Raw genomic sequence first — 26,711 nt, 5'->3', positions numbered from 1 at the left:
GCGGCACCACATCGCCCGATTGCCCCCTGCCCACCATGTCTGCCGTCGCCCCCGATTCGAAAACCCTGCGCGTTCTGTCCGTCATCCCTCCGATGACGCAGCTGAACACGCCGTACCCGTCCACCGCCTACCTCACGGGGTTTCTGCGCTCGCGCGGCGTAGTGGCCGAGCAGGAAGACCTGGCACTGGCGCTGGTGCTGCAATTGCTATCACCCCAAGGCCTGCGCGCCGTGGCGGACAAGGTGGATGCGCTGCCTCCCAAAAAGCAAAGCCCCGCCGTGCAGAGCTTTGCGGCGCAGAAAGACCGGTATCTGGCCACCATCGGCCCCGCCATCGCGTTTTTGCAGGGGCGCGACAGCACACTGGCGCACCGCATCGCAGGCCGCAACTACCTGCCCGAGGGCCCGCGCTTCGCCACGCTGGATGTGTACGTGGATGACGAAGGCGGCGACCCGCTGGGCTGGGCCTTTGGCGCCCTGGGCCTGCACGACAAGGCCAAGCACCTGGCCACGCTGTACCTGAACGACCTGGCCGATGTGCTGCGCGATGCGGTGGACGAACGCTTTGAGTTTGTGCGTTATGCCGAATCACTGGCGGGCAGCCAGCCCACGTTTGACCCGCTGGCGCAGGCGTTGGCGGCACCCCATACGCTGGTCGACGACATGCTGCAACAGCTCACGCTCGCGGCCCTGGAGCGCCATGCGCCCGATGTGGTGTTGCTGTCCGTGCCGTTCCCCGGCTCGGTGTACGCGGCGTTTCGCATTGCACAGACCATCAAGGCGCGCCACCCGCATATCGTTACCGTACTGGGCGGCGGGTTTGTGAACACCGAGCTGCGCGAACTGGCCGACCCACGCGTCTTCGACCACTTTGACTACGTAACGCTGGACGCGGGCGAGCGCCCGTTGCTGGCGCTGCTGGAGCATGTGCGCGGCGAACGCGGGCGCCAGCGGCTGGTGCGTACTTTTGTGCGCAACGATGGAGAAGGCGACGATGGCGCCGTGCAGTACATCAACATGATGGAAGCCGACATCGCCTTTGCCGAGGTGGGCACACCCACCTGGGACGGCCTGCCGCTGGACCGCTACCTGTCGCTGCTCGACATGCTCAACCCCATGCACCGCCTGTGGAGCGACGGGCGCTGGAACAAGCTCACCGTGGCGCACGGCTGCTACTGGAAGAAGTGCAGTTTTTGCGACGTGAGCCTGGACTACATCAGCCGCTACGAGGGCGCCAGCGCCGAGGTGCTGGCCGACCGCATTGAGCAGATCGTGCGCGAGACGGGGCAGACCGGCTTTCACTTTGTCGACGAAGCCGCCCCGCCCAAGGCGCTCAAGGCCCTGTCCACCGAGCTGATCAAACGCAACGCGGGCATCAGCTGGTGGGGCAACGTGCGGTTTGAGAAAACCTTCACGCCCGACCTGGCCGAGCTGATGGCCGACAGTGGCTGCATCGCGATCTCGGGTGGGCTTGAAGTGGCGTCAGACCGGCTGCTCACGCTGATGAAAAAGGGCGTGTCTGTGGACCAGGTAGCACGCGTGACGCGGGCCTTCACCGACGCGGGCATTTTGGTGCATGCGTACCTGATGTACGGCTTTCCGACGCAGACGGTGCAGGACACCGTGGACGCGCTCGAATACGTGCGCCAGCTGTTTGCCAACGGCTGCATCCAGAGCGGGTTCTTTCACCGCTTTGCCTGCACGGTGCACTCACCCGTGGGCAAGAACCCCGAAGAATACGGGGTGACGCTGGCGCCGCTGCCACCGGGCGACTTTGCCAAGAACGACGTGGCCTTCATCGACCCCACGGGCGTGGACCACGACGCGCTGGGCGGCGCGCTCAAGAAAGCCATCTACAACTATATGCACGGCATCGGGCTCGAAGAAGATGTGCGCAGCTGGTTCCCGTTCAAAGTGCCCAAAACAACCGTGCGACGGGACCGGATTGAGCGGGCCCTGCGCGAGCGGGGGTGAGGGCAACCCGCAGAACCAGCGCCCTCAAGTCAAAACGGCTGCGGGTGCTTTCATAACAAGCCTAGACAGCTATCAATAAAGTAGCAATTCCAAGCGATCAACGCTTTTGCTTTTGGTAGGCCTTGTCGGCCGGTGGTCCACGATCGGTGTCTTGCAGGCCCCGTTGCACATCTCGGTAAGCCTGCTCGATTTGAACGTCCGGCTTGCCGTGGGTCATGTCCACCGACTCGTCGCGTTCGTGCGGCAGCTTGGGCTTCTCTGCTGTCGCTGGAGGCTGCTGCACCCTCAATGGCCCCTGTGTGTTGGGGCCTGGGGCTTGGCGTTTGGTGGTGTCGACCGATGGTTCGGGTCCGCTGGGGGCCTGATTGGGCTCTTCGGAATTTGAGGGGTGGGGCATCGGATCTCCTTGGGTTCGGACAACAGCTCAATCGGCCTGATACATCCTAAAAAAAGCCCCGCTGCGGCCTTGTAGGCCCACAACCCATGCGCCCGAAGGGCGATGGAGACGGCGTGCAATCTCCAATGCAATCGTTGGCGCCCCAGCCATGCGACACTACTGTATGTCTCAACAGGTGTGGGCCGCGCAAGCCCTTGAATCATTCGATGCGGTGGTCTCGGCCACCGAGGGTTTTCGCAGCCGCCCTGGCCAGCGGCTGATGGCCGAGCAGGTGGCGCGCACCTTCAGTAGCGCCACCTTGGGCAAGGTGGATGCTGAGGGCGGTGAAGAAGCGACGCCCACGCGCGCCATTGCTGTCATCCAGGCGGGCACGGGCGTGGGCAAGTCGCTGGCGTATTGCGCGCCCGCCATTGCGCTGGCGCTGTCGCGGGGCACGCGGGTGTTGATCTCAACCGCCACCGTGGCGCTGCAGGAGCAGCTGGTCAACAAGGACCTGCCCGCGCTGTTGGCGTTGATGCCCCAGCCCTTCAAATTTGCGCTGGCCAAGGGGCGCGGGCGCTATGTGTGCAAGCTCAAGCTGGACCGCCTGGCGGGCACGGGCGAGGCGGAAGAAGAGGGCGACGACGACCTGTTTGCCGACGAGGAAGCCGCCGCCCGCGCCAAACGCCCCCGGCACGAGACCGAGGCGCGCATGCAGTTCTATTCGACGATGTCGCAGACGCTGGCCAAAGGTGCCTGGGACGGCGACCGCGACAGCCTCGATACGCCCCCCGAGCCCGAGGTGTGGAGCCCCGTGGCAGCCGAGGGCGCATCGTGCACAGGCAAACACTGCCCGGCCTTCAGCCAGTGCACCTACTACGACAAGCGCAAGGAGCTGGTCGGCGCGCAGGTGATCGTGGCCAACCATGATTTGCTGCTGTCGTCGCTGGGCGCGCGCGTGCTGCCCGAGCTGGACAACTGCCTGCTGATCCTGGACGAGGCCCACCACCTGCCCGCCACGGCGCTGCAGCAGTTTGCGTGCAGCATGGATTTGTCGCGCATCACCTGGATCGAGCGGCTGTCCAGCCGGGGCCTGCGCATTGGTGCGCTGCTGGAGGTCGAGGAGATTGCCGACATTCCACGCCACGCCGCCCAACTGCGGCAGACGATGCAGGACCTGGCGCGCATCGTGATGGATGTGTATGGCGACAACCTCAAAAGCCAGCGCGACACCTGGGGCCCGGCGCGTGTGCGCGTGCCACGGGGCGAGCTGCCCGAGCCGCTGATCGCGCCCCTGGGCCTGCTGGCCGCCAGCGCTGATGGATTCCTCGAAGCGCTGCGTGCCATCAGCAAGGCCCTGCGTGCCGAGATGCGCGACAAGCCCGACGAGGCCAAGCGCCTGTCCACGCTGTACGCGCAGATCGGCATGCTGGCGCCGCGCCTGGAAGAGCTGCACGCCACCGCACAGTTGCTGCTGCAAGATGCGCCGCAAGGCACCGACCGCAGCTTCGTGCCCGCCGCCAAGTGGTTCACGCTGGAGGTGGATGGCGACTTCATTGTGGTGAAGGCGCACGCCAGCCCCATCCTGCCCGGCACCACCTTGCGCAACCACCTGTGGAGCGCGGTGCGCGGCGCGGTGCTCACATCAGCCACGCTCACCAGCTGCGGCAATTTTGAGTTTTTCCTGCGCGAAGCGGGGCTGCATGGTGACGATGCGACCACGTCGCTGGAGGTGGCCAGCCCCTTCAACTACGCCGCGCAGGGCACGCTGATTGCCGCCGAGACCCACGCCGACCCCAAGAACGCCGCGCAGTTCACCGCCGAGATGGTCGATGCGCTGCTGCACGACATTGCGCGCGTGGAATACGGCGCGCTGGTGCTGTTCACCTCGCGCGAGCAAATGCGCCAGGCCGTCGATGCGCTGCCCACCGCCATGCGCAGCGTGGTGCTGGTGCAAAACGCGCTGCCGCGCACGCAGCTGCTCAAGCGCCACCGCGAGCGGGTGGAGAACGGCGAGCCCTCGGTCATCTTCGGCATGCAGTCGTTTGGCGAGGGGCTGGATTTGCCCGGGCGCCTGTGCGAGTCGGTCTTCATCACCAAGCTGCCGTTTGCCCCGCCCGACGACCCCGTGGGCGAGGCCCGCGCCGAATGGCTGCGTGCCGTGGGCCGCGACCCGTTCAGCGAACTGGTGGTGCCCGCCACCGCCATCCGCCTGGCGCAATGGGTCGGCCGCGCCATCCGCACCGAAGAAGACCAGGCGCATGTGTATTGCTACGACAAGCGCCTGACGCGCACCAGCTACGGCCAGCGCCTGCTCAAAGGTTTGCCGCCGTTTGCGCTGGAGCAACGCGCGCCGCTGTAACGCCTGTAAAGTCGCCAGCCTTTTTCACCCACAACAATCAGAAAGAACCCCATGCCCCACACCGTGCCTGCCTGCCCCCAATGTGGCCAAGAGAACACCTACCCCGATGGCACCAATTACGTCTGCCCCGACTGCTCGTTTGAATGGCCCCAGGTGGCGGACAGTGCAGACGCAGACGCTGCAGATGCCGGTGATGGCGTGGTGCGTGACGCCAACGGCAACCCCCTGGCCGACGGCGACGCCGTGATTCTGGTGAAAGACCTCAAGGTCAAAGGTTCGTCGTCCTCGTTGAAAAAGGGCACCAAGATCAAAAGCATCCGCCTCGTGGATGGCGCCGATGGGCACAACGTGGACTGCAAAACCGATTTGGGGAGCATGCTGCTCAAGTCGGAGTTTTTGAAGAAGGCGTGACGGGGGGGCGTTGCCGCCGGCACACGCTGGGGCACCACGGGCGGCTGCGTTTGTCAGACACCCCCCACGCGCATGCGGCCTGGGGGACGACGCGGCCCCATGCGGCTGAAACCTACAGTGAAGCCATACGCACTTTTCATTGCGCCCTTTTCACTGGAGCCCCCATGCAACACGACACCGCCGCCCACGAAACCGTGTGGAAACGCATCAAGGACATCCGGTTTGGGATGCTGACCCACCGCACGGCCACCGGCATGCTGCATGCGCACCCGCTCACTACGCAGAACCGCAAGTTTGACGAACAAAGTGCGCTGTACTTTTTTATCTCGAAATCCGGCGAGCTGTACGAACGCCTGCTGACCGATGGAGAGGTCAACGTGTCTTACGCCAATCCTGACGACGACAGCTATGTGTCGCTGTCGGGCCAGGCCCGGTTTCTGGATGATCGCGCCAAGGTAGAAGCGCTGTGGTCGCCCATGGCCAAAGTGTGGTTCCCAGGCGGTGTGTCGGACCCCGATCTTGCGTTGCTCGTCGTGCGCATCCGCCATGCCGAGTATTGGGATGTGGACGAAAGCAAGATGGTGCAAATCTTCAAGATGGCCAAGGCAGCCATCACGGGCGAGCAACCGCGCGATTTGGGTGAGCACAAAGAGCTGACCTTGTCTTGAGGCCACCGCCACCACGACGCGCGCCCCCAAAGCGGGCACGCCAGGCGGTATGACCGGCACATGCCCCACGCTCGGGCACTGGGCCCAGCAAGCTGCACGCTTTCAATGACCCAGGCAGGCCGGGTGACTCAGGAATTTGAGCGTTTTTGGACTCTACCGCATGTACATAAAGCGCTGATAGCTATGCATTCAATAGCAAACACCTCCCACAAGAGCCCACGGGCTCTTTTTCTTTGGCCTTTCTTCGACGAACTCCTTGGCCGATGGTTTGCCGTCCTCTTGAAAACTCAGCCATCGACATCCAGCTACCATCCACCAGCCATCCAATGGCCTTCCATGTACCATCAAATTGGATGCAACTAGGAGTTTCGTCGATGAGCAATGTGGTCCCCATCGCCCCTCGGAGCAAGGTTCCAGAGTCTGAAAAAGTCACCATCAACCTGGGTTTTGTCGACCTCGGGCACATCGATCTGCTGGTGTCTGAAGGCTTTTATGCCAACCGCACCGATTTCATCCGTACCGCCATCCGCAACCAGCTGACCGCACAGAACGACGCCGTGCGCCAGGTGGTGGCCCGCAAGATGCTTGTGCTGGGGCTGCAGCGTTTTGGCCGCACCGAGCTGGAAGCCGTGCAGGCAGCGGGCCAAGCGCTGGAGATCCGGGTGCTGGGGCTGGCCAGCATTGACGACGACGTACCGCCCGCACTGGCGCAGGCCACCATTGCTTCGGTGACGGTGCTGGGCGCCTTCCATGCGAGTGCAGAGGTCAAAGCCGCGCTGGCGGGACGCTTGCACTGAATGAGTCTTTACGCGGCCCACAGCGGGCCACCGGCGCGCGCGCCCACCACCAAGGAGTCCCCATGGACTGGAACACCAAACTCAAGCACCTGATGGGCGAAGCCACCCAGCTGGTGCGCAGCGGCCACCTGGCCGATGCCACGCGCACGCTCCAGCAGGCGCTGGGCAGCGCCGTGGCGCGCGACGGCAGCCCGCCAGCACATGCGGGTGCCACCCCGCCGGGCGGCCTGGAGCCGGACGTAGCCACTGCCACGGCCCACCCCACGCCGTGGCGGCGCCCTGGCACCCAGGCCGATATCGAGGACGTGGTGGTCGTGGACCACCATCGCCCCCTTGCGCCCCATGAAAACGCTCAGGGCACTGGCACACAAGCAACCGCCACGCACCCACAGGCAGAGGCGCCCGGCAGTTTCACGCGCATCGCCTTCACCCACACAGGCACGCGGCACCACCCACACCACTACCACCTGTACGTGCCCCGGGCGCAGCCGTCGGCGCACCCATGCCCCTTGTGCTGATGCTGCACGGCTGCACCCAGAACCCCGAAGACTTTGCCACCGGCACCGGCATGAACGCGGCCGCCGCCCCCGCCAACGCCTTGGTGCTGTACCCCGAGCAACCCCACAGTGCCAACCCCAATGGCTGCTGGAACTGGTTTCGCCCCGGTGACCAGCACCGGGGCAGCGGCGAGCCCGCGCTGCTGGTGGCCATGGTGCAGGACGTGATGGCGCGCCACCGCGTCGATGCGCAGCGTGTGTACGTGGCAGGCCTGTCGGCGGGTGGCGCCATGGCCGCGTTGCTGGGCCGCGAATACCCTGACCTGTTTGCGGCCGTGGGTGTGCACTCCGGCCTGCAGGCGGGCGCCGCACACAACGTGATGGGCGCGCTGTCGGCCATGAAAAACGGGGCCAAACCGGGCGCTGCCACGGCTGCGCGCGCATCGGATGCGCCGGTCGCCTTGCCGCCTCCGCCGATCATCGTGTTCCATGGCGATGCGGACACCACCGTGCACGTCCACAACGGTGAACAGCTGATCGACGCCACGCTCGCTGCCTTGCCCACTGCGCCGGGCGGGGCGCAATCGACGGTGGAGGCGGTTCACAAGGGCCAGTCACCCCACGGGCAAGGCTACACACGCACCGTGTATTCCATGGCGGGCGGTGCCCCCACCACCAACGCCTCGCCCGGCCAGGTGGTGGCAGAGCACTGGGTATTGCACGGCGCGGGGCACGCGTGGGCCGGCGGGCATGCGCAGGGCAGCCACACCGACCCACGCGGTGTGAGCGCCACGCAGGAGATGCTGCGGTTTTTTGGAGAGCATGCCCAACCAAGCCCCCGATGACGGTGGGCCACACACAGGGCGTCACAATCTCGCTGCGTGAAGGCCATTCCGGCCTTCTGAACTGCCGCTTTGCGATTGCCCATGCCCCCCATCGCCGTCATCGACTTTGAAACCACCGGCATCTCGCCCGGCCAGGGTGCGCGCGCCACCGAGGTGGCCATCGTGCTGCTGGAGCAAGGGCAGGTGGTGGACCGGTTCCAGAGCCTGATGAAAACCGGGGTCTGGATTCCATCGTTCATCACGCAGCTCACGGGCATCACCAACGCCATGGTCAACGCCGCGCCCGAGGCGGCACAGGTGATGCAGGATGCCGCGCGTTTTGTGGACGACGCGCCCATGGTGGCGCACAACGCGTCGTTCGACAGCAAGTTCTGGCAGGCAGAGCTGGCAATGGCCGGGCTGCCCGCGCCGCAGCCGTTTGCCTGCACGGTGCTGCTGTCGCGGCGGCTGTACCCGCAAGCGCCCAGCCACAAGCTGGGGGTGCTGGTGGACTACCACGGCCTGCCGCGCACGGGCCAGGCCCACCGGGCACTGGCCGATGCGGAAATGGCCGCCGCGCTGCTGGCGCGCATGCAGCACGACCTGCGCACGCAGTGGCGCGTGGCCGAACCGAGCTACGCGCTGCTGCAACAGGTGCAGCGGTGCGCCAAACCCAAGGTGGGCGCGCTTTTGGCCCAGCATGCTGCGGTGGCGGCGGACTGAGCGCGCATGGCCCCGAACAGTGGCGCCATCCACTACTGAATTGATAGCTGCTAGTGCATGTTAGATGTGCGCTAGAGGCACTTTTGACTGAATTTTTTGGCGAAACCCCGGCATACTCGCGGCTGGCCCTGTGCAGGAAGCCCTATCGAGCAGCTGCCATGTCCGTACGCGCTTCACGCCCCCGATGAAAGGCTTTGCCATGTGGTTCCTCGTTCTTGGATTGGTGCTGTTTTTGGGCGTGCATTCGGTGCGCATCGTGGCCGATGGCTGGCGCATGCAGACCTTGGCGCGGCTGGGCGAGGGGCCGTGGAAGGGGTTGTATTCCGTGGTGTCTGCTGTGGGCTTGGGCCTCATCGTCTGGGGCTACGGGCAGGCGCGGCAGCAACCCGTGGTGCTGTGGGTTCCGCCCATCGGCATGCGGCACGCTGCGGCGCTGCTCACTTTGGTGGCGTTCATCTTGCTGGCCGCCACCTACGTGCCGCGCAATGCCATCAAGGCCCGGCTGCACCACCCCATGGTGCTGAGCGTGAAGGTGTGGGCCCTGGCGCATGTGCTGTCCAACGGCAACCTGGCCGATGTGCTGCTGTTTGGCAGCTTCTTGCTGTGGGCGGTGCTGAGCTTTCGGGCGGCGCGCCAGCGCGACCGGGCGCACAACACGGTGTACGCGCCCGGCACTGCAGCGGGCACGGGCATGGCCGTGGTGGGAGGCGCCGTGGCGTGGGCGGCCTTTGCGTTCTGGGCGCATGCGTGGCTGATCGGGGTTGCGCCCCTGGGGCGCTGACAAGCCCCTGAAGCGGCCCCCATCGCAAATGCCGGAGAATCCGCGTTTTGCGTTTTCTCCTTTCTCCCCAAGATCTGTATGACCGAAGCCCACACCCCCCCAACCCCGCCCAGCCCCCTCTGCCAGACCACCTGTCGGTCAACCCCCGCAGCCCGCACCATGTGGCTGCCGTGTTCGAGCACGACATCGGCATCCGCCTCAACGGCAAAGAGCGTTTTGATGTGGAGGAATACTGCGTCAGCGAAGGCTGGGTCAAAGTCCCTGCAGGCAAGACCGTGGACCGCAAGGGCCAGCCGCTTCTGATCAAGATCAAGGGCACAGTCGAGGCGTTCTACAAGTGACGCCCGCCGGAGCGGCAGCGCCGCTCCCACAGGGCACCTGGGTGATCCACTGCGACGGCAGTGCCTGGCCCAACCCCGGGCGCATGGGCCTGGGGGCCGTGCTGACGGGCCCCGACGGGACCGTGCAGCACCAGATCTCTGAAGCCACCACCTTCACCGGCTGCAACAACGAGGCCGAGCTGCGCGCCCTGCTGGTGGCACTGCAGTGGCTGGCGCAGCGGGGTGCAGCGGCATCAACCCCCGTGCAGGTGTTCAGCGACAACAGCGTGCTGGTGGAGCAGCTGGGCACACCGGCTGCGGCCCCTGTCGCACGGCTGGCGCCGCTGTTTGACGAAGCGCGTCAGGCACTGCGGGGGTTCCCGCAGGTTCAGGTCGTGTGGATTCCCCGCCACCGCAATGGGGCGGCCGACACGCTGGCACGCGCTGCGCTGGGGCTGGCACCCAAGGCAGCCACACCGCAAGGCCAGACGATCAAAAAACGCCGTCGGCGCTGAGACCGCACCCCCACCGTCAATCGCCATCCCAGACCGCCGCTGCAAGGCACGCCACGCCACGCCACGCCACGCCACGCAAATCATCAGGCCGTGTCGAGCCCTGCGGCAACCCGGTAAGCCTGGATGCGCGGCAACAGCACGTGGCGGCGGGCCAGGCTGTCTTGCGGCCACAGGGCTTCGCGTTCGTAATACTCCGCCACGGAGGGCGTCCCTGGCGGCAGTACCACCCACGGCTGCTTGGAGGCCGTGAAGATGTGGATGTCGGGCGGCAGGTGGTCGGGCATGTCCAAGGTGCCCACGCGCACAAAGGCCATGAGCGGCCCTGCACCAGCGTAGTGGCTCCAGACTGCCACATGGCAGTGCGGGCAGCGCACGATGCTCTGGCCCATCCCGCTGTCAGAAGGGGTGTGCACCGCCATCGTGGTGCCTGCCATCAGCGCCACACGGTCGGCCTCGATCATGGCGTTCAGCGCAAACGCAGCGCCGCTTTCGCGCTGGCACCAGCGGCAGTGGCAGCAGTGCACAAACAGCGGCGGCGTCAATACACGGTAGCGGACATGGCGGCAGGTGCAGCCGCCTTCCAGCGGGTAAGCAAGGGCAGGTTGTGGCATGGCGATGGCGTTCTCAAGGGATGATCATTGTGGCTACCACGCAGTCCCGCGGGGGCGCACAGGCACCGTGCCGCCTTCAGCCGAAGGCCCGCGCCAGCAGCAGTGCTTTTTCCTGCGCGTTGTGCGTGAGGCTGGCCGCGCGCTCGAACTCGGCGCGTGCCTCGTCCTGGCGACCCAGTTTGGCCAGCAGGTCGCCACGCACGCTGGGCAGCCAGTGGTAGTGGCGCAGGCTGGGTTCAGCGGTCAGCGCATCCACCAGCGCCAGCGCGGCCTGCGGACCTTCGGCCATGCCCACGGCCACGGCGCGGTTGAGCGCCACCACCGGGGAGGGCGCTACCTGCAGCAACCCGTCGTACAGCGCAACGATGTGCGTCCAGTCGGTGTCTTGCGCGCGCAGAGCACGCGCATGGCAAGCCGCAATGGCGCCTTGCAAGGCGTACGGCCCCCAGGCATGGCCCGCGCGCGCCAGTTGTTCGGCTTTGTCGAGCGCGGCCAGGCCACGGCGCACCAACAGGTGGTCCCACCGCGCCCGGTCTTGCTCCATCAGCAGCACGGGCTGGCCCTGCGCGTTGGTGCGCGCAGGCAGGCGCGAGGCCTGAATCTCCAGCAACGCGACCAAACCATGCACCTCGGGCTCATCGGGCACCAGGCTGCACAGCACACGCACCAGGCGCTGCGCCTCGCCACACAGCGCGGGGCGCATCCAGTCGTCGCCTGCCGTGGCCGCGTAGCCCTCGTTGAAGATGAGGTAGATCACCTCCAGCACCGAGCCCAGGCGCGCTACGCGCTCAGCCGCACCGGGCACTTCAAACGGCACATGGGCGGCCGACAGGCTGCGTTTGGCGCGCACGATGCGCTGCGCAACGGTGGGTTCAGGCACCAGAAAGGCACGCGCGATCTCTGTGGTGGAAAGGCCGCCCAGCAGCCGCAGGGTGAGGGCCACGCGCGCTTCGGTCGGCAGCACCGGGTGGCAGGCGGTGAAGATCAGGCGCAGCAGGTCGTCGCCGATGTCGTCCTGCTGCGCATCCATGAGGGTGTCCACCACATCGGGCGCGTATTGCGCTTGAAGAGCGTCCTGATCCAATCCCAGCGCCTCATTCTCGCGCTGGTGCAGCGCGCGTTGGCGCAGGTGGTCGATAGCGCGGCGCTTGGCCGTGGTCATGAGCCAGGCCGCCGGGTTGGCGGGCAGGCCGGTGGTGGGCCAATGCTCCAGCGCGGCTACCAAGGCGTCTTGCGCCAGCTCTTCGGCGCGGCCCACGTCGCGCGTCATGCGCGCCACACTGGCAATGACGCGTGCGGCCTCCATGCGCCACACCGTATCCATGGTGCGGTGCAGGGCGTCGCGGTCGGGCAGGGCAGGGGTGTTCACGCCGTGAAGAAGGTGTGGTTCGTGAGTCCGGCGCACCCGAGCGGGCCGAACAAACGCGCGCCACCAAGGCGCAAGGCGCAGCCCTGGCCCGGGCCCGGGCCATGGCAAGCATTTGCAACGCCGAGGGCAAGCACTTTTGCAGGTCGCGCGGGCATGGCGGATTCGTTATTACCTTCTTAGCCCAGCGCTTTGCTGGCGTCCACCATGTGCACAAATTCCCAGGTATGGCCGTCCAGGTCGTCAAACGACTGCGAGTACATGAAACCGAGGTCTTGCGCTGGCCGGGGTGTGGTGCCGCCCGCAGCCACGGCCTTGGCGACCAGTGCATCGACCTCTTCGCGGCTGTCGCAAGAGAAACACAGCAGCACCTCGGACGTTGTTCGCGCATCGGCAATGGTCTTGCTGGTGAAGGTAGCATAGAAGTCTTTGACCAGCAGCATCACAAAAAGGTTGTCCCCCACGACCAGACACGCCCCTTGGTCGTTGGTGAAATCGGGGTTGAACTCGTAGCCCAGCGCCCGAAAAAAAGCCTGCGAGCGGGCCATGTTGTCGATGGGCAGATTCACGAAGATTTGCTTGTGCATGAAGAACTCCTGGGGGTGAAACGGTCAGCGGAAACAGAAGGTTTGGCAAAACACACCGGCATCAGCTCGCCGGCTTTTGGGCCTCTGCCTGCAAATTGGCCAGGCCATCTTCAAAGTCCTGACCGACCATGCGGTCCATGTTGAAGACCAGGTGCGCAATCTTGGCCACATAAGGCACCGGGCCGTGCATGGCCCAGGTCACACGCGTGGCACCCTGCGCCTCTGGCTGCAACGAGAACTCCACTTGGTTGTGGGCTTCAAACGGAGCCACAAAATCGAGCTTCATGCCCACGCGCACAGGGGCTGTGGCTTCCACGATTTCCATGCTGCCGGTGCCTATCTTGTCGCCCTGCCAGGCGTATCGCGCGCCGGGGCCCGTGGTGGTGGCGCTGTACTCGCCCTTGGCGGCGGGGTCCTTGCGTTCGTAGGGGTTCCAGGTGTTGAACTGGCGCAGGTCGTGCACCAGCGCATACACGCGCTCGGGAGGAGCCGAGATGACGCGGCTGCGCTCCACGCGAAAGCTATCGGGGCGGGTCGCGGCAAAGGCCAGGAAAAGCCCCAACGCTGCCAGCAGCACAAGCGCAATGGTCTTGATCATGGTGGTGTGTCCTATGCAGGTCAAAAAGCTGCGATCAGCCGCGCATGGCGTCGAGGCTGGTGAACTTCTCCACGCCTTCGATGCCCGCAAAGTCTTCCATCTCGAACAGCTGGCGCACTTCGATCTCGGCCTCCAGCCCTTGGCCGCGTGGGTTGGGGAAACGGCGCGTCCATTCCAGTGCCTCGTCGCGGCTGCGCACCTGGATCAGGGTGTAGCCGGCGATGAGTTCCTTGGTTTCGGTGAACGGCCCGTCGGTGACAGTGCGGCCACCGGCGGCATAGCGCACGCGCCAGCCCTGCGCCGTGGGCTTGAGACCGCTGCCGTCCAGCAGCACCCCTGCTTGGGCAAGTTCTTCGTGGTAACGGCCCATCTCGGCCATCAGTGCAGCGGTGGGCATGCAGCCTTGTTCGGTTTCGGCCGTGGCTTTGACAATGATCATGAATCGCATGGAGGTTCTCCTGGTTCGGGCGGGGAGCCGCAGCAGATCTGCGGCCTTCACCCCCTACGACGAACGAGCAACGGTCAGATCGACAAACTCAGCAAAAAAGTCGAAAGTACTGCGTGCTGCCATTGCCATGCGCGGTGCAGCAGGTCTTGCGCCTGAAAAACACATCGAAAAGCCCCACATGCGGCGCCAGCAGGGCGCAGGCCGCGCAAAGGCGCTGCCGCATCCCTCAACCAGCTGCTCCGTGGTAGCAGGGCGCCAGTTCGCGCACCTCCACCGTGGCCCATTCTGCGGCGGGGCATTCACGGGCAATGGCCACCGCCTCTTCGCGCGTCGCGCAGTCGATCAGGAAAAAGCCACCCACCATCTCTTTGGTCTCGGCGAACGGGCCATCCACCAATCGGGTCTGCCCCTCGCGCACCTGCAGGCGCACAGCCTGTTCGGTGGAGGCCAGGGATTCCGTCGCACGCAACAGGCCCCGCGCCTGAAGTGCTTCGCCAAAACGCAACATGCGTGCATAGGCCTCCTGGCCCCCCGCCAGTCCGCGCTCGGCCCGCTGGCCGTGGGGTTCCATGATGAGCAGCATGTAGGGCATGGCGGGGTCTCCTTCTGAAGCCAATGGGGAGGGGGACAAGGCGAAAAGCGCCATCCTAGCAGCATCAATTACTATCAATTTAATAGCTGTCTGCGCTTATTCAACGGGCGCTACAAGCACTTTTCTATCAAATTCTTGCACGCAGCAGAAAGCCTGTGCTATCTTTAACCCTCTATGCAACGCAGCATGCTCCTACCCACCCTATCGCTAGGCCTACTAGTGCCTGGCCGGGGTCTGCCTGCGTTCGCCACCGTTGCCTGATTCGCTCAGCGCAACACCTGATTTCCCCCTGACCCCGGCCCGCGAACCAGCCTTTGCACTCTTGCAAAGGGCTGCAGGGGATGTCACACGTTTTGTTTTCTTCATTTCGTTTGACCTGTGCACCGCGCTTGTATGGCGCACCGCACATACCGTTCGTGGAGCCTCTCATGATTGCCAAGCCCGCTACCAAATACCAGCCCATTGCCCCCGTCGCATTGACCGACCGCCAGTGGCCCAACCGCAGCATCACCCACGCGCCCGTGTGGCTCTCCACCGACCTGCGCGATGGCAACCAGGCCTTGTTCGAGCCGATGAACGGCGAGCGCAAGATGCGGCTTTTTCAAGAGCTGGTGCGCATCGGGTTCAAGGAGATCGAGGTGGGATTCCCTGCCGCATCACAAATCGATTTCGACTTTGTGCGCCGCCTCATTGACGAAGACCTGATCCCCGACGACGTGACCATCATGGTGATGACCCAGTCGCGCGAGGACCTGATTGCGCGCACGGTGGAGGCTGTGCAGGGCGCGCCCCGCGCCATCGTGCACCTGTACAACGCCACGGCGCCCGCGTGGCGGCGCATCGTGTTCGGCATGAACGTGACGCAGGTGATGCAGCTCATCGCGCACCACGTGGGCTACTTGAAGCAGCTCACCGACGCGCAGCCCGGCACGCAGTGGACGCTGCAATATTCGCCCGAGACCTTCAGCGCCACCGAACTCAGCGTGTCGCTCAAGGCCTGCCAGACCGCCATCGCGGCCTGGAACGCCGGCCCTGGCCGCCCCATCATCATCAACCTGCCCACCACAGTGGAGAACGCCACGCCCAACGTGTTCGCCGACCAGATCGAGTGGATGGACCGGCGCCTCGCCCCCCGCGAGCACATCGTGCTCTCGGTGCACCCGCACAACGATCGCGGCACCGGCGTGGCCGCGGCAGAGCTGGCGATGATGGCTGGCGCCGACCGCGTGGAAGGCTGCCTGTTTGGCAACGGCGAGCGCTGCGGTAACGTGGACATCGTGACCTTGGCGCTCAACATGTACACGCAGGGTGTGCACCCGAACCTGGATTTTTCGGACATCACGTCGGTGGCGCGCATTGCCGAAGAATGCACCTCGCTGCCCGTACACCCGCGCCACCCGTACGCGGGCGACCTGGTGTTCACCGCGTTCTCAGGCTCGCACCAGGATGCGATCAAGAAGGGCTTTGCCGCGCAGGACCCGAACGCTTTGTGGGAGGTGCCGTATTTGCCCATCGACCCGGCCGACCTGGGCCGCACCTATGACAGCGTGATCCGCGTGAACAGCCAGTCGGGCAAGGGCGGTATCGCGTTTTTGCTGGAGCGCGAACACGGCGTGGTGATGCCCCGGCGCATGCAGGTGGAGTTCAGCGCCGTGGTGCAGCGCCAGACCGACGCGAGCGAAAGCGAAATGACGGGCGATGCGCTGTGGCACCTGTTCCAGACCACCTACCTGCGGGCGCCTGCTCAAGCGGCGATCGTGTGCCACGGCCACAAAATCGATGAAGACGGCCAGGGCATCGAGCTGGATGTCACCATCGACGGCACACACCAGCACTTGCGCGGCCAGGGCAACGGGCCCATCGCTGCCACGGTGGATGCGCTGGGCCTGCCGCTGCGCGTGGACCACTACGAAGAACGGGCCACCGGCACCGGGGCCAACGCCCAGGCGCTGGCCATCGTGGAAGCCGCCATGGAGGGCGTGACAGGCTCCACCTTTGGCGCAGGCGCCAGCCACAACATCGTGACCGCATCGGTGTTGGCCATCGTGAGCGTCGCCAACCGGTTGCTGCTGCGGCGCCAGGCGGCCGAAGTCGCTGCGGTAGCGTGAGGCCCCGAGTGTTATAAAAAAGAGAGCTACCAGCGCTTGATACACAAGCACTGGTGGCAATTTTTACCAATATCCCCAGAGCAGGAACGGGGTCAGCGCATGCACCGAACCCCATCCGTTACCCTTCGTCCCATGCGCGTTTTCCACCGTCTGACCCTTGCTGCCTGGATCGCCGCCCTGCTGGTGCTGGGTGGCTGCGGCACCTCCCGGCCCCCGTCACCTTCGTCACCTTCGTCACCTTCGTCACCTTCGTCACCTTCGTCATCGGCGCCGGTACGCACCACCCCGCCCCTGAGCGCCGAGCAGGCGCACGACATCGCCATACACGCGCTGGGCCTGGTGGGCACGCCGTACCGCTACGGCGGCAACACACCCGATACAGGTTTCGATTGCAGCGGGCTGATCGGCTACGTGTACCGCAACCAGGTGGGCACGCCGCCGCCCCGCACGGTGGCGCAGCTCAACGGCTGGGGCTACCCGATCGACGGCGGCGAGTTGCGCGCCGGAGACCTGGTGGTGTTCGGCACCGGCCGCCAGCCCAACCATGCAGGCATCTATGTCGGTGAAGGGCGTTTTGTGCACGCACCCTCCACCGGCGGAACGGTGCGGCTGGACCACCTGCAGGCCCGCCACTGGGCGCGGCAGAACGCAGCGTTTCGGAGACCTTGAATTTACCCCCCTGAGCGGCTTCGCCGCTGCGCGATGCGGGCAGGGGGGCGGCGCATTCGCTGCGGGGCGGCCCTTGCTCTGCGTCTCTCGCTCGGGTCACGCCAGGGTTGAAGAGTGTGCGCAGCATTGGCAGCTGCGAAGGCCGGGCCGGGCAGCGCGACAATCGGGGCCACCATGACCCACGCACACCACTCTGCCACCCCCGTTTCCACCCACGACACCACGCGCATTGATGACACGCGCATCAAGGCCGTGCGCCCACTCATCACGCCCGCACTGCTGCAAGAGTGGCTGCCCACGCCCGACACCACGCTGACCCTGGTCGAAACCAGCCGCGCCGCCATCTCGCGCGTGCTGCATGGCCAGGACGACCGGCTCATCGTGGTGGTGGGGCCCTGTTCCATCCACGACCACGGCCAGGCGATGGAATATGCGCACCAGCTCAAGCAACAGGCCGACGCGCTGCAGGCCGACCTGCTGGTCGTGATGCGTGTGTACTTTGAGAAGCCCCGCACTACCGTGGGCTGGAAGGGCTACATCAACGATCCGCGCCTGGATGGCAGCTTTGCCATCAACGAGGGGCTGGAATTGGCGCGCCAGTTGCTGCTGGATGTACTGGCGGTCGGTCTGCCGGTGGGCACCGAGTTTTTGGACCTTTTGAGCCCGCAATTCATCAGCGACCTGGTGAGCTGGGGCGCCATTGGCGCCCGCACCACCGAAAGCCAGAGCCACCGCCAGCTGGCCAGTGGCTTGAGCTGCCCCGTGGGTTTCAAGAACGGCACCGATGGTGGCGTGAAGGTGGCCAGCGACGCCATGCAGGCTGCGCAGGCCTCCCATGCCTTCATGGGCATGACCAAGATGGGCCAGGCGGCGATCTTCGAGACACGCGGCAACAACGACTGCCACGTGATCCTGCGGGGTGGCAAGCAGCCCAACTACAGCGCCGCCGATGTGAATGCGACCTGCGCCGTGCTCAAGGCCGCAGGGCTGCGTGAGCAGGTGATGATCGACGTGAGCCATGCCAACAGCAGCAAGCAGCACCAGCGCCAGATTACGGTGGCGGACGAAGTCGCTCAGCAGGTTGCTGCGGGCGATGCACGCATCACGGGTCTGATGATCGAAAGCCACCTGCAGGAAGGCCGCCAGGACATCGTTCCCGGCCAGCCGCTACAACACGGGGTGTCGGTGACCGATGCCTGCATCAGCCTGGCGCAGACCGTGCCAGTGCTGGAGGGCTTGGCCGCAGCGGTGCGCGCGCGGCGCAAGTTCCACGGCCAAGGGTGATCGACCCCGACAAACGCCCTGGCCGCTGCAGCCTTTTTATTTGGGACAAACCCGCATGGCCAGTGAACCAAAGCACCACCTATGCGGTGTAGCATCGAAGTTTGGGCCAGGCGGGCTCTGGCCGCACCGGATTTGACCTCAGCTGCCGCCCGCTCACCCGCATCCACCAACCGCCCGATTGCCTTGCTGACGCTGTCCCACACCCTCGCCAATGACCTGGTCACACCAACCCGGCAAGGCAGGTGTGCGCCCCAAGGCACAGCCGCTGCCTGACCATGCCACCCGCGCAAGCCACCGCAGAGGCCGCACGGCTCCACGCACTGCAGTCTTACGCAATCCTCGACACTCCGGCCGAAGACAGCTTTGACCAATTGGCGAAGCTGGCCGCGCAGGTGTGCAGCTGCCCCATGGCCGTGGTCAACTTTCTGGACAGTGACCGCCAATGGTTCAAGGCGGCGGTGGGGGTTCCCTTTCGGGAAACAGACCGCGCCATTGCGTTCTGTGCCCACGCGCTGAACGGCAGCCGCGAGCCCATCGTGGTGCCCGACGCCACCCAGCACCCCACGTTTGCCAACAACCCCCTGGTTCTCGAAGAACCCCACATCCGGTTTTATGCCTGTGTGCCGTTAGTAACGAACGATGGATTCGCACTCGGCACCCTGGCCGTGCTCGATGCTGTTCCACGCAGCATGCAGCCCGAACAGCTCGAAGGCCTGCGCATTCTTGCCGAGCAGGCCATGGTGCAACTGGAGTTGCGCCGGCAAAAGCACGTGCTGGCCGACCTGGTACAGCAGCGCGACCAGATGCATGCCGAGCTGATGGCCCAGAGCGAGACCCTGCGCGTGGCCGGGCAAATAGCCAGAATCGGCGGCTGGATCGTGGAACTGCCCAGCCTGCAGTTGAACTGGTCGCAAGAGATCGCCGCCACCTTCGGCATCGTGGATCGCATGGGTTCGGTGGAGCAGATCCTGGAGCTGTACCTGCCGCCCCACAGACAGGCCATACAAATGGCTTTTGAGAACTGCATCCACCACGGCATCCCGTTTGACATGGAGGCCGAACTCGTCACGCGGGATGCGCGGCATTTCCGGGTGCGCATCACCGGGCAGGCGGTGCGCGATGGTGACGGCCGCATCGTGCGGGTGCAGGGCGCGTTCCAGGACATCTCAGCCCAGCACCAGGCCCGGCAGGCGCGCCGCGAAAGCGAAGAGCGCTTTCAACTGGTGTCGCGCGCCACGGCCGATGCGGTGTGGGACTGGAACCTGCACACCGACGCCATGTGGTGGAACGAGGGCATGCAGACCCTCTTTGGTGTGCCACTGGACCAGCTGCCCCCCGACAGCACCTCCTGGACATTGCGGCTGCACCCGGACGACAGTGAAGAGGTGCTCAGCGGCATTCACCACGCCATTGATGGAGCAGCCAACCACTGGTCGGCGGAATACCGGTTCCGCCGCCACGATGGCAGCTACGCCTGGGTGTTGGACCGGGGTTTCCTGATCCGCGACCTGCAGGGCAAAGCAGTGCGTATGGTGGGCGGCATGACCGACATCAGCGCGCAGAAAATGGCGGACCTGGATGCCCAGCGCGATGCCCAGAACCATGCCGACCTGCTGCAGGTGCAGCAACGCATCTCCTCGCTGGAAATGCCTCTGCCCGATGTGCTGCAACTGGTGGCCGACACCGTGCTGCGCCAGACCAGCGCACGCGGCGCCATGGTGGAGCTGCTGCAGGGTCGCCAACTGGTGGCACAGGCATCGGCGGGCGACCATGTGCGGCCCGTGGGAAACCTGCTGGCCGTGGACCAGAGCCTGTTGTGGCCCGCTCTCAGCGAGGGGCGCACCGTGGTGTGCAACGACACCGAGTCTGAGGGCTGGGACATGGTCTCGCTTCCGCACCGCCACGGCGTGCGTTCAGTGATGGCTGTGCCGCTGCGCAGTGGCGATGCCATCGTGGGCTCACTCAAGGTCACCTCCGACAAGGTCAACGCTTTCTCGCGCCGCGACGTGGCCCATCTGGAGATCCTGACCGAGTCGCTGGGTGCCATGGTGCAGTTGCGCCATGTGGCGGGACAGTTGCGCGCATCCGAGCTGCAGTACCGCATGCTGTTTGACGAACACCCGCACCCGATGTGGGTGTACGACAAGGAAACGCTGCGCCTACAGGCCGTGAACCGGTCCATGGAGATGCACTACGGCTACACAGAGGCCGAGTTGCTCACCATGTCGATGACCGACCTGTGGCCATTGGAGCGGCGCGATGGGGTGCGCGCCAGCATCGTGGCCATTGCCATGGACCAGCGCAACAAACCCGTCATCAGCCGCCATATCAAGAAAGACGGCACGCTGATGGATGTGGAAATCACAGCCGGCAGCATCGGCTTCAATGGCCGCCCTGCGCGCCAGGTACTGGCCACCGATGTGACTGAGCGCCTGCGCACCGAACGCGAGCTGGCCCGCATGGGCCGCGCCCAGCGCCTATTGAGCGCCTGCAACGAAACCCTGGTGCGCGCCACGTCCGAAACGGCACTGCTGCAAGCCATTTGCCAGATTGCCGTGGACATCGGTGGCTACCGCATGGGCTGGGTCGGGTTTGTGCTGGACGATGAGCGCAAATCCATCCAGCCCGTGGCCCATGCGGGCTACAACGAGAATTACCTCGACAACCTGCACCTGAGCTGGTCCGCTGACGACCCCTATGGCCGGGGACCGGCCGGCATGGCCGTGCGCTCCGGCAAACCCGTGATCGTGCAGGACATCCGCATCGAGGGAGACTTTGCCGACTGGACCGAGCGCATGCTGGACAACGGCTTTCACGGCGTCATCTGCCTGCCGCTGAAAGACCGGGACCGCGACCTCGATCGCACTTTTGGCCTGCTGTACCTGTACGCGCCAGACATCCTGCAGATCAGCACCGAGGAAGCCGCTTTGCTGCAGGAGCTCTCCAACGACCTGGCCTTTGGCATCACCAGCCTGCGCGCGCACAAGGCGCAGCAGCGGCTGCAGGCCTCGGTGCTCAAGGTCGCAGCGGCCGTGTCGGCCAGCACAGGCACCGAGTTTTTTGTGCAGCTGGTGCGCAACATGGCCGATGCACTGGGTGCACAGGGTGGCTGTGTGGTGCGGCTGCAGCCGCCCATTGAAGGGCAGCCCCCTCGGGTGATCACCCTGGCTGCGGTCCTCGATGGGAACATGTTGCCCAACGACGAGTACAGCCTGGAAGACACGCCCAGCCTGATGCTGTTGTCCCAACGCGAATATGTCGTCGTCGATGGGGTCCAACAACGATACCCACGGGCCCCGATGTTGCGGCTGGTGAGTGCCATGGGCTATGCCGGACAACAACTGTACAACGCTGATGGCGAAGTGGTGGGCATCGTGTTCGTGCTGTTCCGTCAACCCATTGCCGAGACCGACTTCATCACCTCCACGCTGCAGATCTTTGCCTCGCGGGCCTCGGCGGAAATCGGGCGCCAGTTGGCGGATGCCCGCATCCGGCACCAGGCCTCGCTGCTGGACAAGGCGCAAGACGCCATCCTGGTGCGCGACCTGGACCACCGCATCATTTACTGGAACAAAAGCGCCGAGCGCCTGTATGGCTGGTCGCAGCTGCAGGCACTGGGGCAATCCATCGAGACGCTGCTCTATGACGACCCCACGCATTTCCGGCATGCCACACAGGCGGTGCTGGAGCAGGGTGAATGGACCGGTGAGATCGTGCAGTACCACCGTGATGGCAGCACCATCGAGGTCGAAGGCCGCTGGACGCTGGTGCGCGGTGACGACGGCCAGCCGCAGTCCATCCTGGCCATCAACACCGACATTCGGCAGCGCAAGGCCAGTGAGCGTGAAATCCAGCGCCTGGCGTTTTATGACGCCCTGACCGGCCTGCCCAACCGCATGCTGCTCATGGACCGCATACACCAGGCCTTGGCTACCGCCCAGCGGCGCCAGCAGGGCGGGGCGTTGCTGTTCATCGACCTGGACAACTTCAAGACCCTGAACGACACCCTGGGCCATGACCAGGGCGACCTGCTGCTGCAGCAGGTGGCACAGCGCCTGAACACCTGCGTGCGCAGTGTGGACACCGTGGCCCGCCTGGGTGGTGACGAGTTTGTGGTGATGCTGGAAGAGCTGAGCCCCAAGCCCCACGAGCTGGCCATGCACGCCCGGGGCGTCGGCGAAAAAATTCTGACCATGCTGGCTGTGCCCTATGCACTGGCGGGCTACCAATACCGCAGCACCCCCAGCATCGGCATTGCACCGTTCACGGGTGAACAAACCACGGTGGGCGAGTTGCTCAAACAGGCCGATCTGGCCATGTACCAGGCAAAAACCGCCGGGCGCAACACGTTGCGCTTTTTTGACCCCGACATGCAGGCCGTTGTAACGGCCCGCGCCGGGCTGGAGACCGATTTGCGCTCGGCATTGGCGCAAGAAGAGTTTTTGCTCCACTTTCAGCCGCAGATGCACCAATCCGGCCGCTGCGTCGGTGTCGAGGCGCTGGTGCGCTGGGCCCATCCGCAGCGGGGCATGGTGTCACCGGCCCAGTTCATTCCGCTGGCCGAAGAAACCGGGCTCATTTTGCCGCTGGGCCGTTGGGTGCTGCACACGGCATGCCAGTTGTTGGCCCGCTGGCAGGACGACCCGGCCCTGGCGCACCTGACCATGGCCGTCAACGTGAGTTCGCGCCAGTTCCGCCATGCCAGCTTTGTGGATGACGTGGCCCGGGTCCTGGCGATTACCGGCGCTCCTTCGGGGCAGCTCAAGCTGGAGCTGACCGAGAGTGTGTTGGTGGAAGACATGGAAACCACCATCGCCACCATGACAGCGCTGCGCTCTTACGGGGTGGGGTTCTCTCTGGACGACTTTGGCACCGGTTACTCCAGCCTGAGCTACTTGAAGCGCATGCCGCTGGACCAGCTCAAGATTGACCAGAGTTTTGTGCGCGACCTGCTGACCGACCCCAACGACGCGGCGATCGTGGACACGATCATCGGCCTGTCACGCAGCCTGGGCCTGGAAGTGATTGCCGAGGGCGTGGAAACCCCCGAGCAACGCGAGCTGCTGGCCCGTGCAGGCTGCCAGCTCTACCAGGGTTACCTCTTCAGCCGCCCCCTCTCTGTGGACGTTCTGGACGCCTTCCTGCGCATTCCGCCCACCTAGAGGGCTTCCCGATTCACCCGACTGGATGAAACCGCAGCCTTGGGCTGCGGTTTTTTTTCGCCCTCTGCCTGCGCTCAGACCCCAACCGTGGCGCCCTGGCGGGTTCGGGTCCTGAAGCGTGAATGGCGGTGGTTCGGGCGTTGTAGTTGTCCTCTGTCTTTCTTCTTATATCTTTTATAAATACATAGTCGTAGTAGTAGAGGGCGGCCTTCTGTGTGGACAAGTGCTTTTTCCTGAGGGCCGGTGCGCACTTAGCTGCAGGCCAACCCTGTGCAGCGATCCCTCTTGCTGCTGTCACCGCAACGGGGATAAACGCCGGCATGTGCCCATTTCTGTGGATAACTGCTCAGTTGTGCCACAACTATCCCCAGTTTTACGCACCGGGCCCTTGGCAGTGGTGATTTCTTATCAAAAGTGCCTGTAGTGACCGTGAATATTGCGCAGGCAGCTATTTAATTTATAGCGTTCTCTCACAGGCGTGCTCATTTTTCCCCCACAACTCAGAAGATCCATGGGCTCGGCACGGCGTGGGCACTCAGCCCATCAGCGACCCCGCCATTCAGGTCGCAACCGGCGACGACCGGTTTTTTTGAAGCAGCACCCAGGGCGGTTCAAGGCTCCGGTTTTTGGGGTTCTGGTTATTCTTCTATAGCTTTATTTATAAATAGCAGTAGTAGTAGAGCAAGCACTTTTCTGTGGACAACGCTCTTTTCATCAATGCTGACGCGGACTTGCGTTGCTTCAAAGTCTGTGTGGCGGCGTGCACAAAGGGCGGGGCTCACAGATAACAAGTGGGGCGCGCTGGTTTTTTGTGTGGATAACTGCATGGTTGTTCCAAAACTGTTCCCAGACTTATCCACAATTCATGGATCGCCGCTGCTTGGCGCACCTGTGGGGGTGGTTGATGCGGTTTGTTTACGGCGTTGCAAAGCAAAACGCCCGGCGTCTTTGCATAGACGCCGGGCGTGGGTGATGCCAGGACAGGACCGCGACACGATCAGGGTTGCCCCCGCCAGTGAAGCCAGCGCCCACCGGGGGCATGGCGGGCTTGTGGATGTACCTGTTGATTTATTTGGCAGGTGCGGGGCCTGGCTTGCCATCGCCACCATGCATGCCACCGCGCATGCCGTGGTGGTCGCCATCACGGCCGTGGCGGCCTTCACCGCCCCCCTTCATGCCGCCCATGCGGTGCCCACGGTGCGTCTGGACATCAAACGTCTTTTGCTGTTCAGGCGTGAGGGTCGCGTAAAAGGTTTTGGTGGCCTCGCCCCGGCGGTCGGCCTCGGCGGCGTGCTGGGCACGCAGGGCCCGCATGCGGTCGATGCGTTCAGGGGTGGTCAACTTGTCCATGTCCTGACGGTCCAGGCGGGCGGGGCGATCGCCGGGCTGCATGGCGGTGTTGAATGCCGTCCAGGCGGGTTCCTGGGCTGCCGTCAGCTTGAGCTGACCCTTGAGTTCGGCCAGGTGCTTGGCATGGCGCTGGGCCATGTCGCCGTGGTGGCGCTGGTGCCGGCCTTCAGGGGCCTTGGCGGACGCAGCAGGCGGCGCTGTGGGGGCCTGCTGGGCCAGTACAGGCAGGGCCAGAGCGGCCAGAAATGCGGTGGCAGCGAAGCGGCGTTGGAGTGTGGATGCCATGGTGTGAGTCCTTTCACAGTGGTTAGCTCGCTGCAACGACCGTTTCAGCGATTGAGGGTCAGTGTCCGCCCGGCATGTATCGCCCCCGTGCGCATTGGGTGAGGCTGTGTAAAGTTGCGACAAGAAGCTTCAAGGCTTTGGGGGCTGGATATACCTAAAATTCCGGTGTAGCGCCCTATGAATAAGCGCGAGACGCTATCAATAGGGGAGTAAGTCTTTCGTTTTTCACGCACCGCACCACGGCCCCCCGCCGGCCTGTGGGTGGTGACCGCCGACAATCAGGGGTTCCGTCTCTGCGGACGACCCCGCAACGACTTCCAACCAAAGGTTTTCCGTGTTCAAGAACATGATCGTGTACCGCATTGCCCCGCAATGGCAGGTCGAATTGACGCAAGTGGAAGAAGCCCTGGCCAAGGTGCCTTTCCTGGAATGTGGCGCCACGCAGGAAAAGTCCCTGGGCTGGGTGCCCCCACGCGGCGATCCACATGGCCCGCTGGCCGAATCGGTCGGGGGTCAGTGGATCCTGCGTTTCATGGTCGAGTCCAAGGTGCTGCCCGGCAGCGTGTTGGCCCGCCGCGTGAAGGAAAAGGCCGAACGCATTGAGCAGGAAACCGGCCGCAAGCCTGGCAAGAAGGAAAGCAAGGAATTGAAGGACGAGGCCAAGCTCGACCTGCTGCCCATGGCCTTCACCAAACAGGGCTCCATGTGGGTGTGGATCGACACCACCTCGCGCCTGCTGGTGCTGGACACCTCCAGCCAGGGGCGGGCAGATGAAGTGGTGACTTTGCTGATCGAAGCACTGCCCGGGCTGTCGGTGTCGTTGCTGAACACCCAGACCAGTCCGCAGGCGGCGATGTCGCACTGGCTGAAAGAGCAGGAACCACCCGTGGGCTTCACGGTGGACCGTGAGTGCGAACTGAAAAGCGCCAACGAGGAAAAAGCCGTGGTGCGCTACGCCCGCCATCCCCTGGATATTGAAGAGGTACAGGCCCACATTGACGCAGGCAAGCTGCCCACTAAACTGGCCCTCACCTGGGACGACCGCGTGAGCTTCATGCTCACCGAAGGCCTGCAGATCAAGAAAGTGTCGTTCCTCGACACGGTGTTTGAAGGCACCAAGTCGGATGACGGCGGTTTTGACACCGATGTGGCGATTGCGACGGGCGAACTGGTCAAACTCATCCCTGACCTGATCGAAGCGCTGGGGGGCGAGGCGGAAAGTGGTGTGGCCAGTGCGGCTCAGGCGGTGGTGAATGAAACGTCTGCGGCGCCCGCATCAGCCCGTGGAGCCGCACCTTCAGCCCCCACCCCACCCGCGCGCAAGACAGTGGGTGGTGGTGTGGTGACCGGGCCGAAAGAGGTACCTGTCGATACAGACCCGGAGTCGGCACCGTTCTGACAGAG

General features: G+C 64.6%; 24 protein-coding genes. 16 read left to right on the top strand and 8 right to left on the bottom strand.

From position 1 onward, the window contains the following. Positions 1-92: 92 nt before the first annotated feature. A complete protein-coding gene (locus CLU85_RS00515) occupies positions 93-1,973 on the top strand; it encodes a radical SAM protein (protein ID WP_100408575.1) in 1,881 nt (626 codons plus the stop codon). Positions 1,974-2,070: 97 nt separating this feature from the next. Here CLU85_RS00515 and CLU85_RS00510 read toward each other — a convergent pair whose 3' ends face one another. Beyond that, entirely contained in the window at positions 2,071-2,370 is a 300-nt protein-coding gene (locus CLU85_RS00510) for a hypothetical protein (RefSeq protein ID WP_100408574.1), read from the bottom strand. A 163-nt stretch (positions 2,371-2,533) separates the two neighbouring features. Here CLU85_RS00510 and dinG point away from each other — a divergent pair, with 163 nt between their 5' ends. The 10 genes from dinG (at position 2,534) to CLU85_RS00465 (ending at position 10,247) form a co-directional block, all read left to right on the top strand. Continuing rightward, positions 2,534-4,711 carry an ATP-dependent DNA helicase DinG gene (gene dinG, locus CLU85_RS00505; RefSeq protein ID WP_100408573.1) on the top strand — a complete coding sequence of 726 codons (2,178 nt, stop codon included), beginning with the start codon at positions 2,534-2,536 and terminating at the stop codon, positions 4,709-4,711. Between the two features lie 51 nt (positions 4,712-4,762). Beyond that, entirely contained in the window at positions 4,763-5,122 is a 360-nt protein-coding gene (locus CLU85_RS00500) for a zinc ribbon domain-containing protein YjdM (RefSeq protein WP_100408572.1), read from the top strand. A 164-nt stretch (positions 5,123-5,286) separates the two neighbouring features. Continuing rightward, positions 5,287-5,790: a pyridoxamine 5'-phosphate oxidase family protein gene (locus CLU85_RS00495; protein WP_100408571.1), complete on the top strand. Its 504-nt coding sequence runs from the start codon at positions 5,287-5,289 to the stop codon at positions 5,788-5,790. A gap of 374 nt (positions 5,791-6,164) precedes the next feature. Beyond that, the gene (locus CLU85_RS00490) at positions 6,165-6,587 is read left to right on the top strand and encodes a CopG family transcriptional regulator (protein WP_100408570.1); all 423 of its coding nucleotides are present in this window, start codon (positions 6,165-6,167) and stop codon (positions 6,585-6,587) included. A gap of 62 nt (positions 6,588-6,649) precedes the next feature. After that, positions 6,650-7,105, top strand: coding sequence for a hypothetical protein (locus CLU85_RS23215; RefSeq protein WP_232727689.1), 456 nt, complete (start codon positions 6,650-6,652; stop codon positions 7,103-7,105). After that, complete coding sequence (locus tag CLU85_RS00485; RefSeq protein ID WP_232727688.1) at positions 7,090-7,929, top strand: PHB depolymerase family esterase; 840 nt, start codon at positions 7,090-7,092, stop codon at positions 7,927-7,929. Before CLU85_RS23215 ends, CLU85_RS00485 begins: the two co-directional genes overlap by 16 nt. Positions 7,930-8,010: 81 nt before the next feature. Continuing rightward, the gene (locus tag CLU85_RS00480; protein WP_100408569.1) at positions 8,011-8,631 is read left to right on the top strand and encodes a PolC-type DNA polymerase III; all 621 of its coding nucleotides are present in this window, start codon (positions 8,011-8,013) and stop codon (positions 8,629-8,631) included. Positions 8,632-8,830: 199 nt separating this feature from the next. After that, complete coding sequence (locus tag CLU85_RS00475) at positions 8,831-9,412, top strand: NnrU family protein (protein ID WP_100412294.1); 582 nt, start codon at positions 8,831-8,833, stop codon at positions 9,410-9,412. A 74-nt stretch (positions 9,413-9,486) separates the two neighbouring features. Beyond that, positions 9,487-9,753 (top strand): DUF3297 family protein, encoded by a 267-nt coding sequence (locus CLU85_RS00470; protein ID WP_100412293.1) that lies wholly within the window; start codon positions 9,487-9,489, stop codon positions 9,751-9,753. Continuing rightward, positions 9,750-10,247 (top strand): ribonuclease HI family protein, encoded by a 498-nt coding sequence (locus CLU85_RS00465; protein ID WP_100408568.1) that lies wholly within the window; start codon positions 9,750-9,752, stop codon positions 10,245-10,247. Before CLU85_RS00470 ends, CLU85_RS00465 begins: the two co-directional genes overlap by 4 nt. An 83-nt stretch (positions 10,248-10,330) precedes the next feature. Here CLU85_RS00465 and CLU85_RS00460 read toward each other — a convergent pair whose 3' ends face one another. The 6 genes from CLU85_RS00460 to CLU85_RS00435 form a co-directional block, all read right to left on the bottom strand. Further along, positions 10,331-10,858, bottom strand: a complete 528-nt coding sequence (locus tag CLU85_RS00460; protein ID WP_100408567.1) for a GFA family protein — start codon at positions 10,856-10,858, stop codon at positions 10,331-10,333. A gap of 76 nt (positions 10,859-10,934) precedes the next feature. Further along, positions 10,935-12,182 carry an RNA polymerase sigma factor gene (locus tag CLU85_RS00455; protein ID WP_100412292.1) on the bottom strand — a complete coding sequence of 416 codons (1,248 nt, stop codon included), beginning with the start codon at positions 12,180-12,182 and terminating at the stop codon, positions 10,935-10,937. 221 nt (positions 12,183-12,403) lie between these two features. Then, complete coding sequence (locus CLU85_RS00450; RefSeq protein WP_100408566.1) at positions 12,404-12,811, bottom strand: VOC family protein; 408 nt, start codon at positions 12,809-12,811, stop codon at positions 12,404-12,406. 61 nt (positions 12,812-12,872) lie between these two features. Then, positions 12,873-13,409 carry an SRPBCC family protein gene (locus tag CLU85_RS00445; RefSeq protein WP_100408565.1) on the bottom strand — a complete coding sequence of 179 codons (537 nt, stop codon included), beginning with the start codon at positions 13,407-13,409 and terminating at the stop codon, positions 12,873-12,875. A 34-nt stretch (positions 13,410-13,443) separates the two neighbouring features. Next, on the bottom strand, positions 13,444-13,857 hold the full coding sequence (locus tag CLU85_RS00440) for a YciI family protein (RefSeq protein ID WP_100408564.1): 414 nt from the start codon (positions 13,855-13,857) through the stop codon (positions 13,444-13,446). A 226-nt stretch (positions 13,858-14,083) separates the two neighbouring features. Next, entirely contained in the window at positions 14,084-14,449 is a 366-nt protein-coding gene (locus CLU85_RS00435; protein ID WP_100408563.1) for a YciI family protein, read from the bottom strand. Between the two features lie 428 nt (positions 14,450-14,877). Here CLU85_RS00435 and leuA point away from each other — a divergent pair, with 428 nt between their 5' ends. The 4 genes from leuA (at position 14,878) to CLU85_RS00415 (ending at position 23,672) form a co-directional block, all read left to right on the top strand. Further along, a complete protein-coding gene (gene leuA / locus CLU85_RS00430) occupies positions 14,878-16,557 on the top strand; it encodes a 2-isopropylmalate synthase (protein ID WP_100408562.1) in 1,680 nt (559 codons plus the stop codon). A gap of 132 nt (positions 16,558-16,689) precedes the next feature. Beyond that, the gene (locus CLU85_RS00425; RefSeq protein ID WP_100408561.1) at positions 16,690-17,226 is read left to right on the top strand and encodes a C40 family peptidase; all 537 of its coding nucleotides are present in this window, start codon (positions 16,690-16,692) and stop codon (positions 17,224-17,226) included. Between the two features lie 174 nt (positions 17,227-17,400). Next, positions 17,401-18,510: a 3-deoxy-7-phosphoheptulonate synthase gene (locus tag CLU85_RS00420; protein WP_100408560.1), complete on the top strand. Its 1,110-nt coding sequence runs from the start codon at positions 17,401-17,403 to the stop codon at positions 18,508-18,510. 275 nt (positions 18,511-18,785) lie between these two features. Then, entirely contained in the window at positions 18,786-23,672 is a 4,887-nt protein-coding gene (locus CLU85_RS00415) for an EAL domain-containing protein (protein WP_100408559.1), read from the top strand. A 1,068-nt stretch (positions 23,673-24,740) separates the two neighbouring features. Here the strand turns inward: CLU85_RS00415 and CLU85_RS00410 are convergent. After that, positions 24,741-25,307, bottom strand: a complete 567-nt coding sequence (locus CLU85_RS00410) for a Spy/CpxP family protein refolding chaperone (protein ID WP_100408558.1) — start codon at positions 25,305-25,307, stop codon at positions 24,741-24,743. 334 nt (positions 25,308-25,641) lie between these two features. On the opposite strand from CLU85_RS00410, the gene CLU85_RS00405 reads away from it, so the two are divergent. Next, entirely contained in the window at positions 25,642-26,706 is a 1,065-nt protein-coding gene (locus CLU85_RS00405; RefSeq protein WP_100408557.1) for a recombination-associated protein RdgC, read from the top strand. Positions 26,707-26,711: the final 5 nt, after the last annotated feature.

Origin of the sequence: Acidovorax sp. 69, from assembly GCF_002797445.1 — a bacterium.
Lineage (GTDB): Bacteria > Pseudomonadota > Gammaproteobacteria > Burkholderiales > Burkholderiaceae_C > Acidovorax.
Note: the sequence above shows the minus strand (reverse complement) of the source record. Positions and strands in the feature narration are given on the sequence as shown.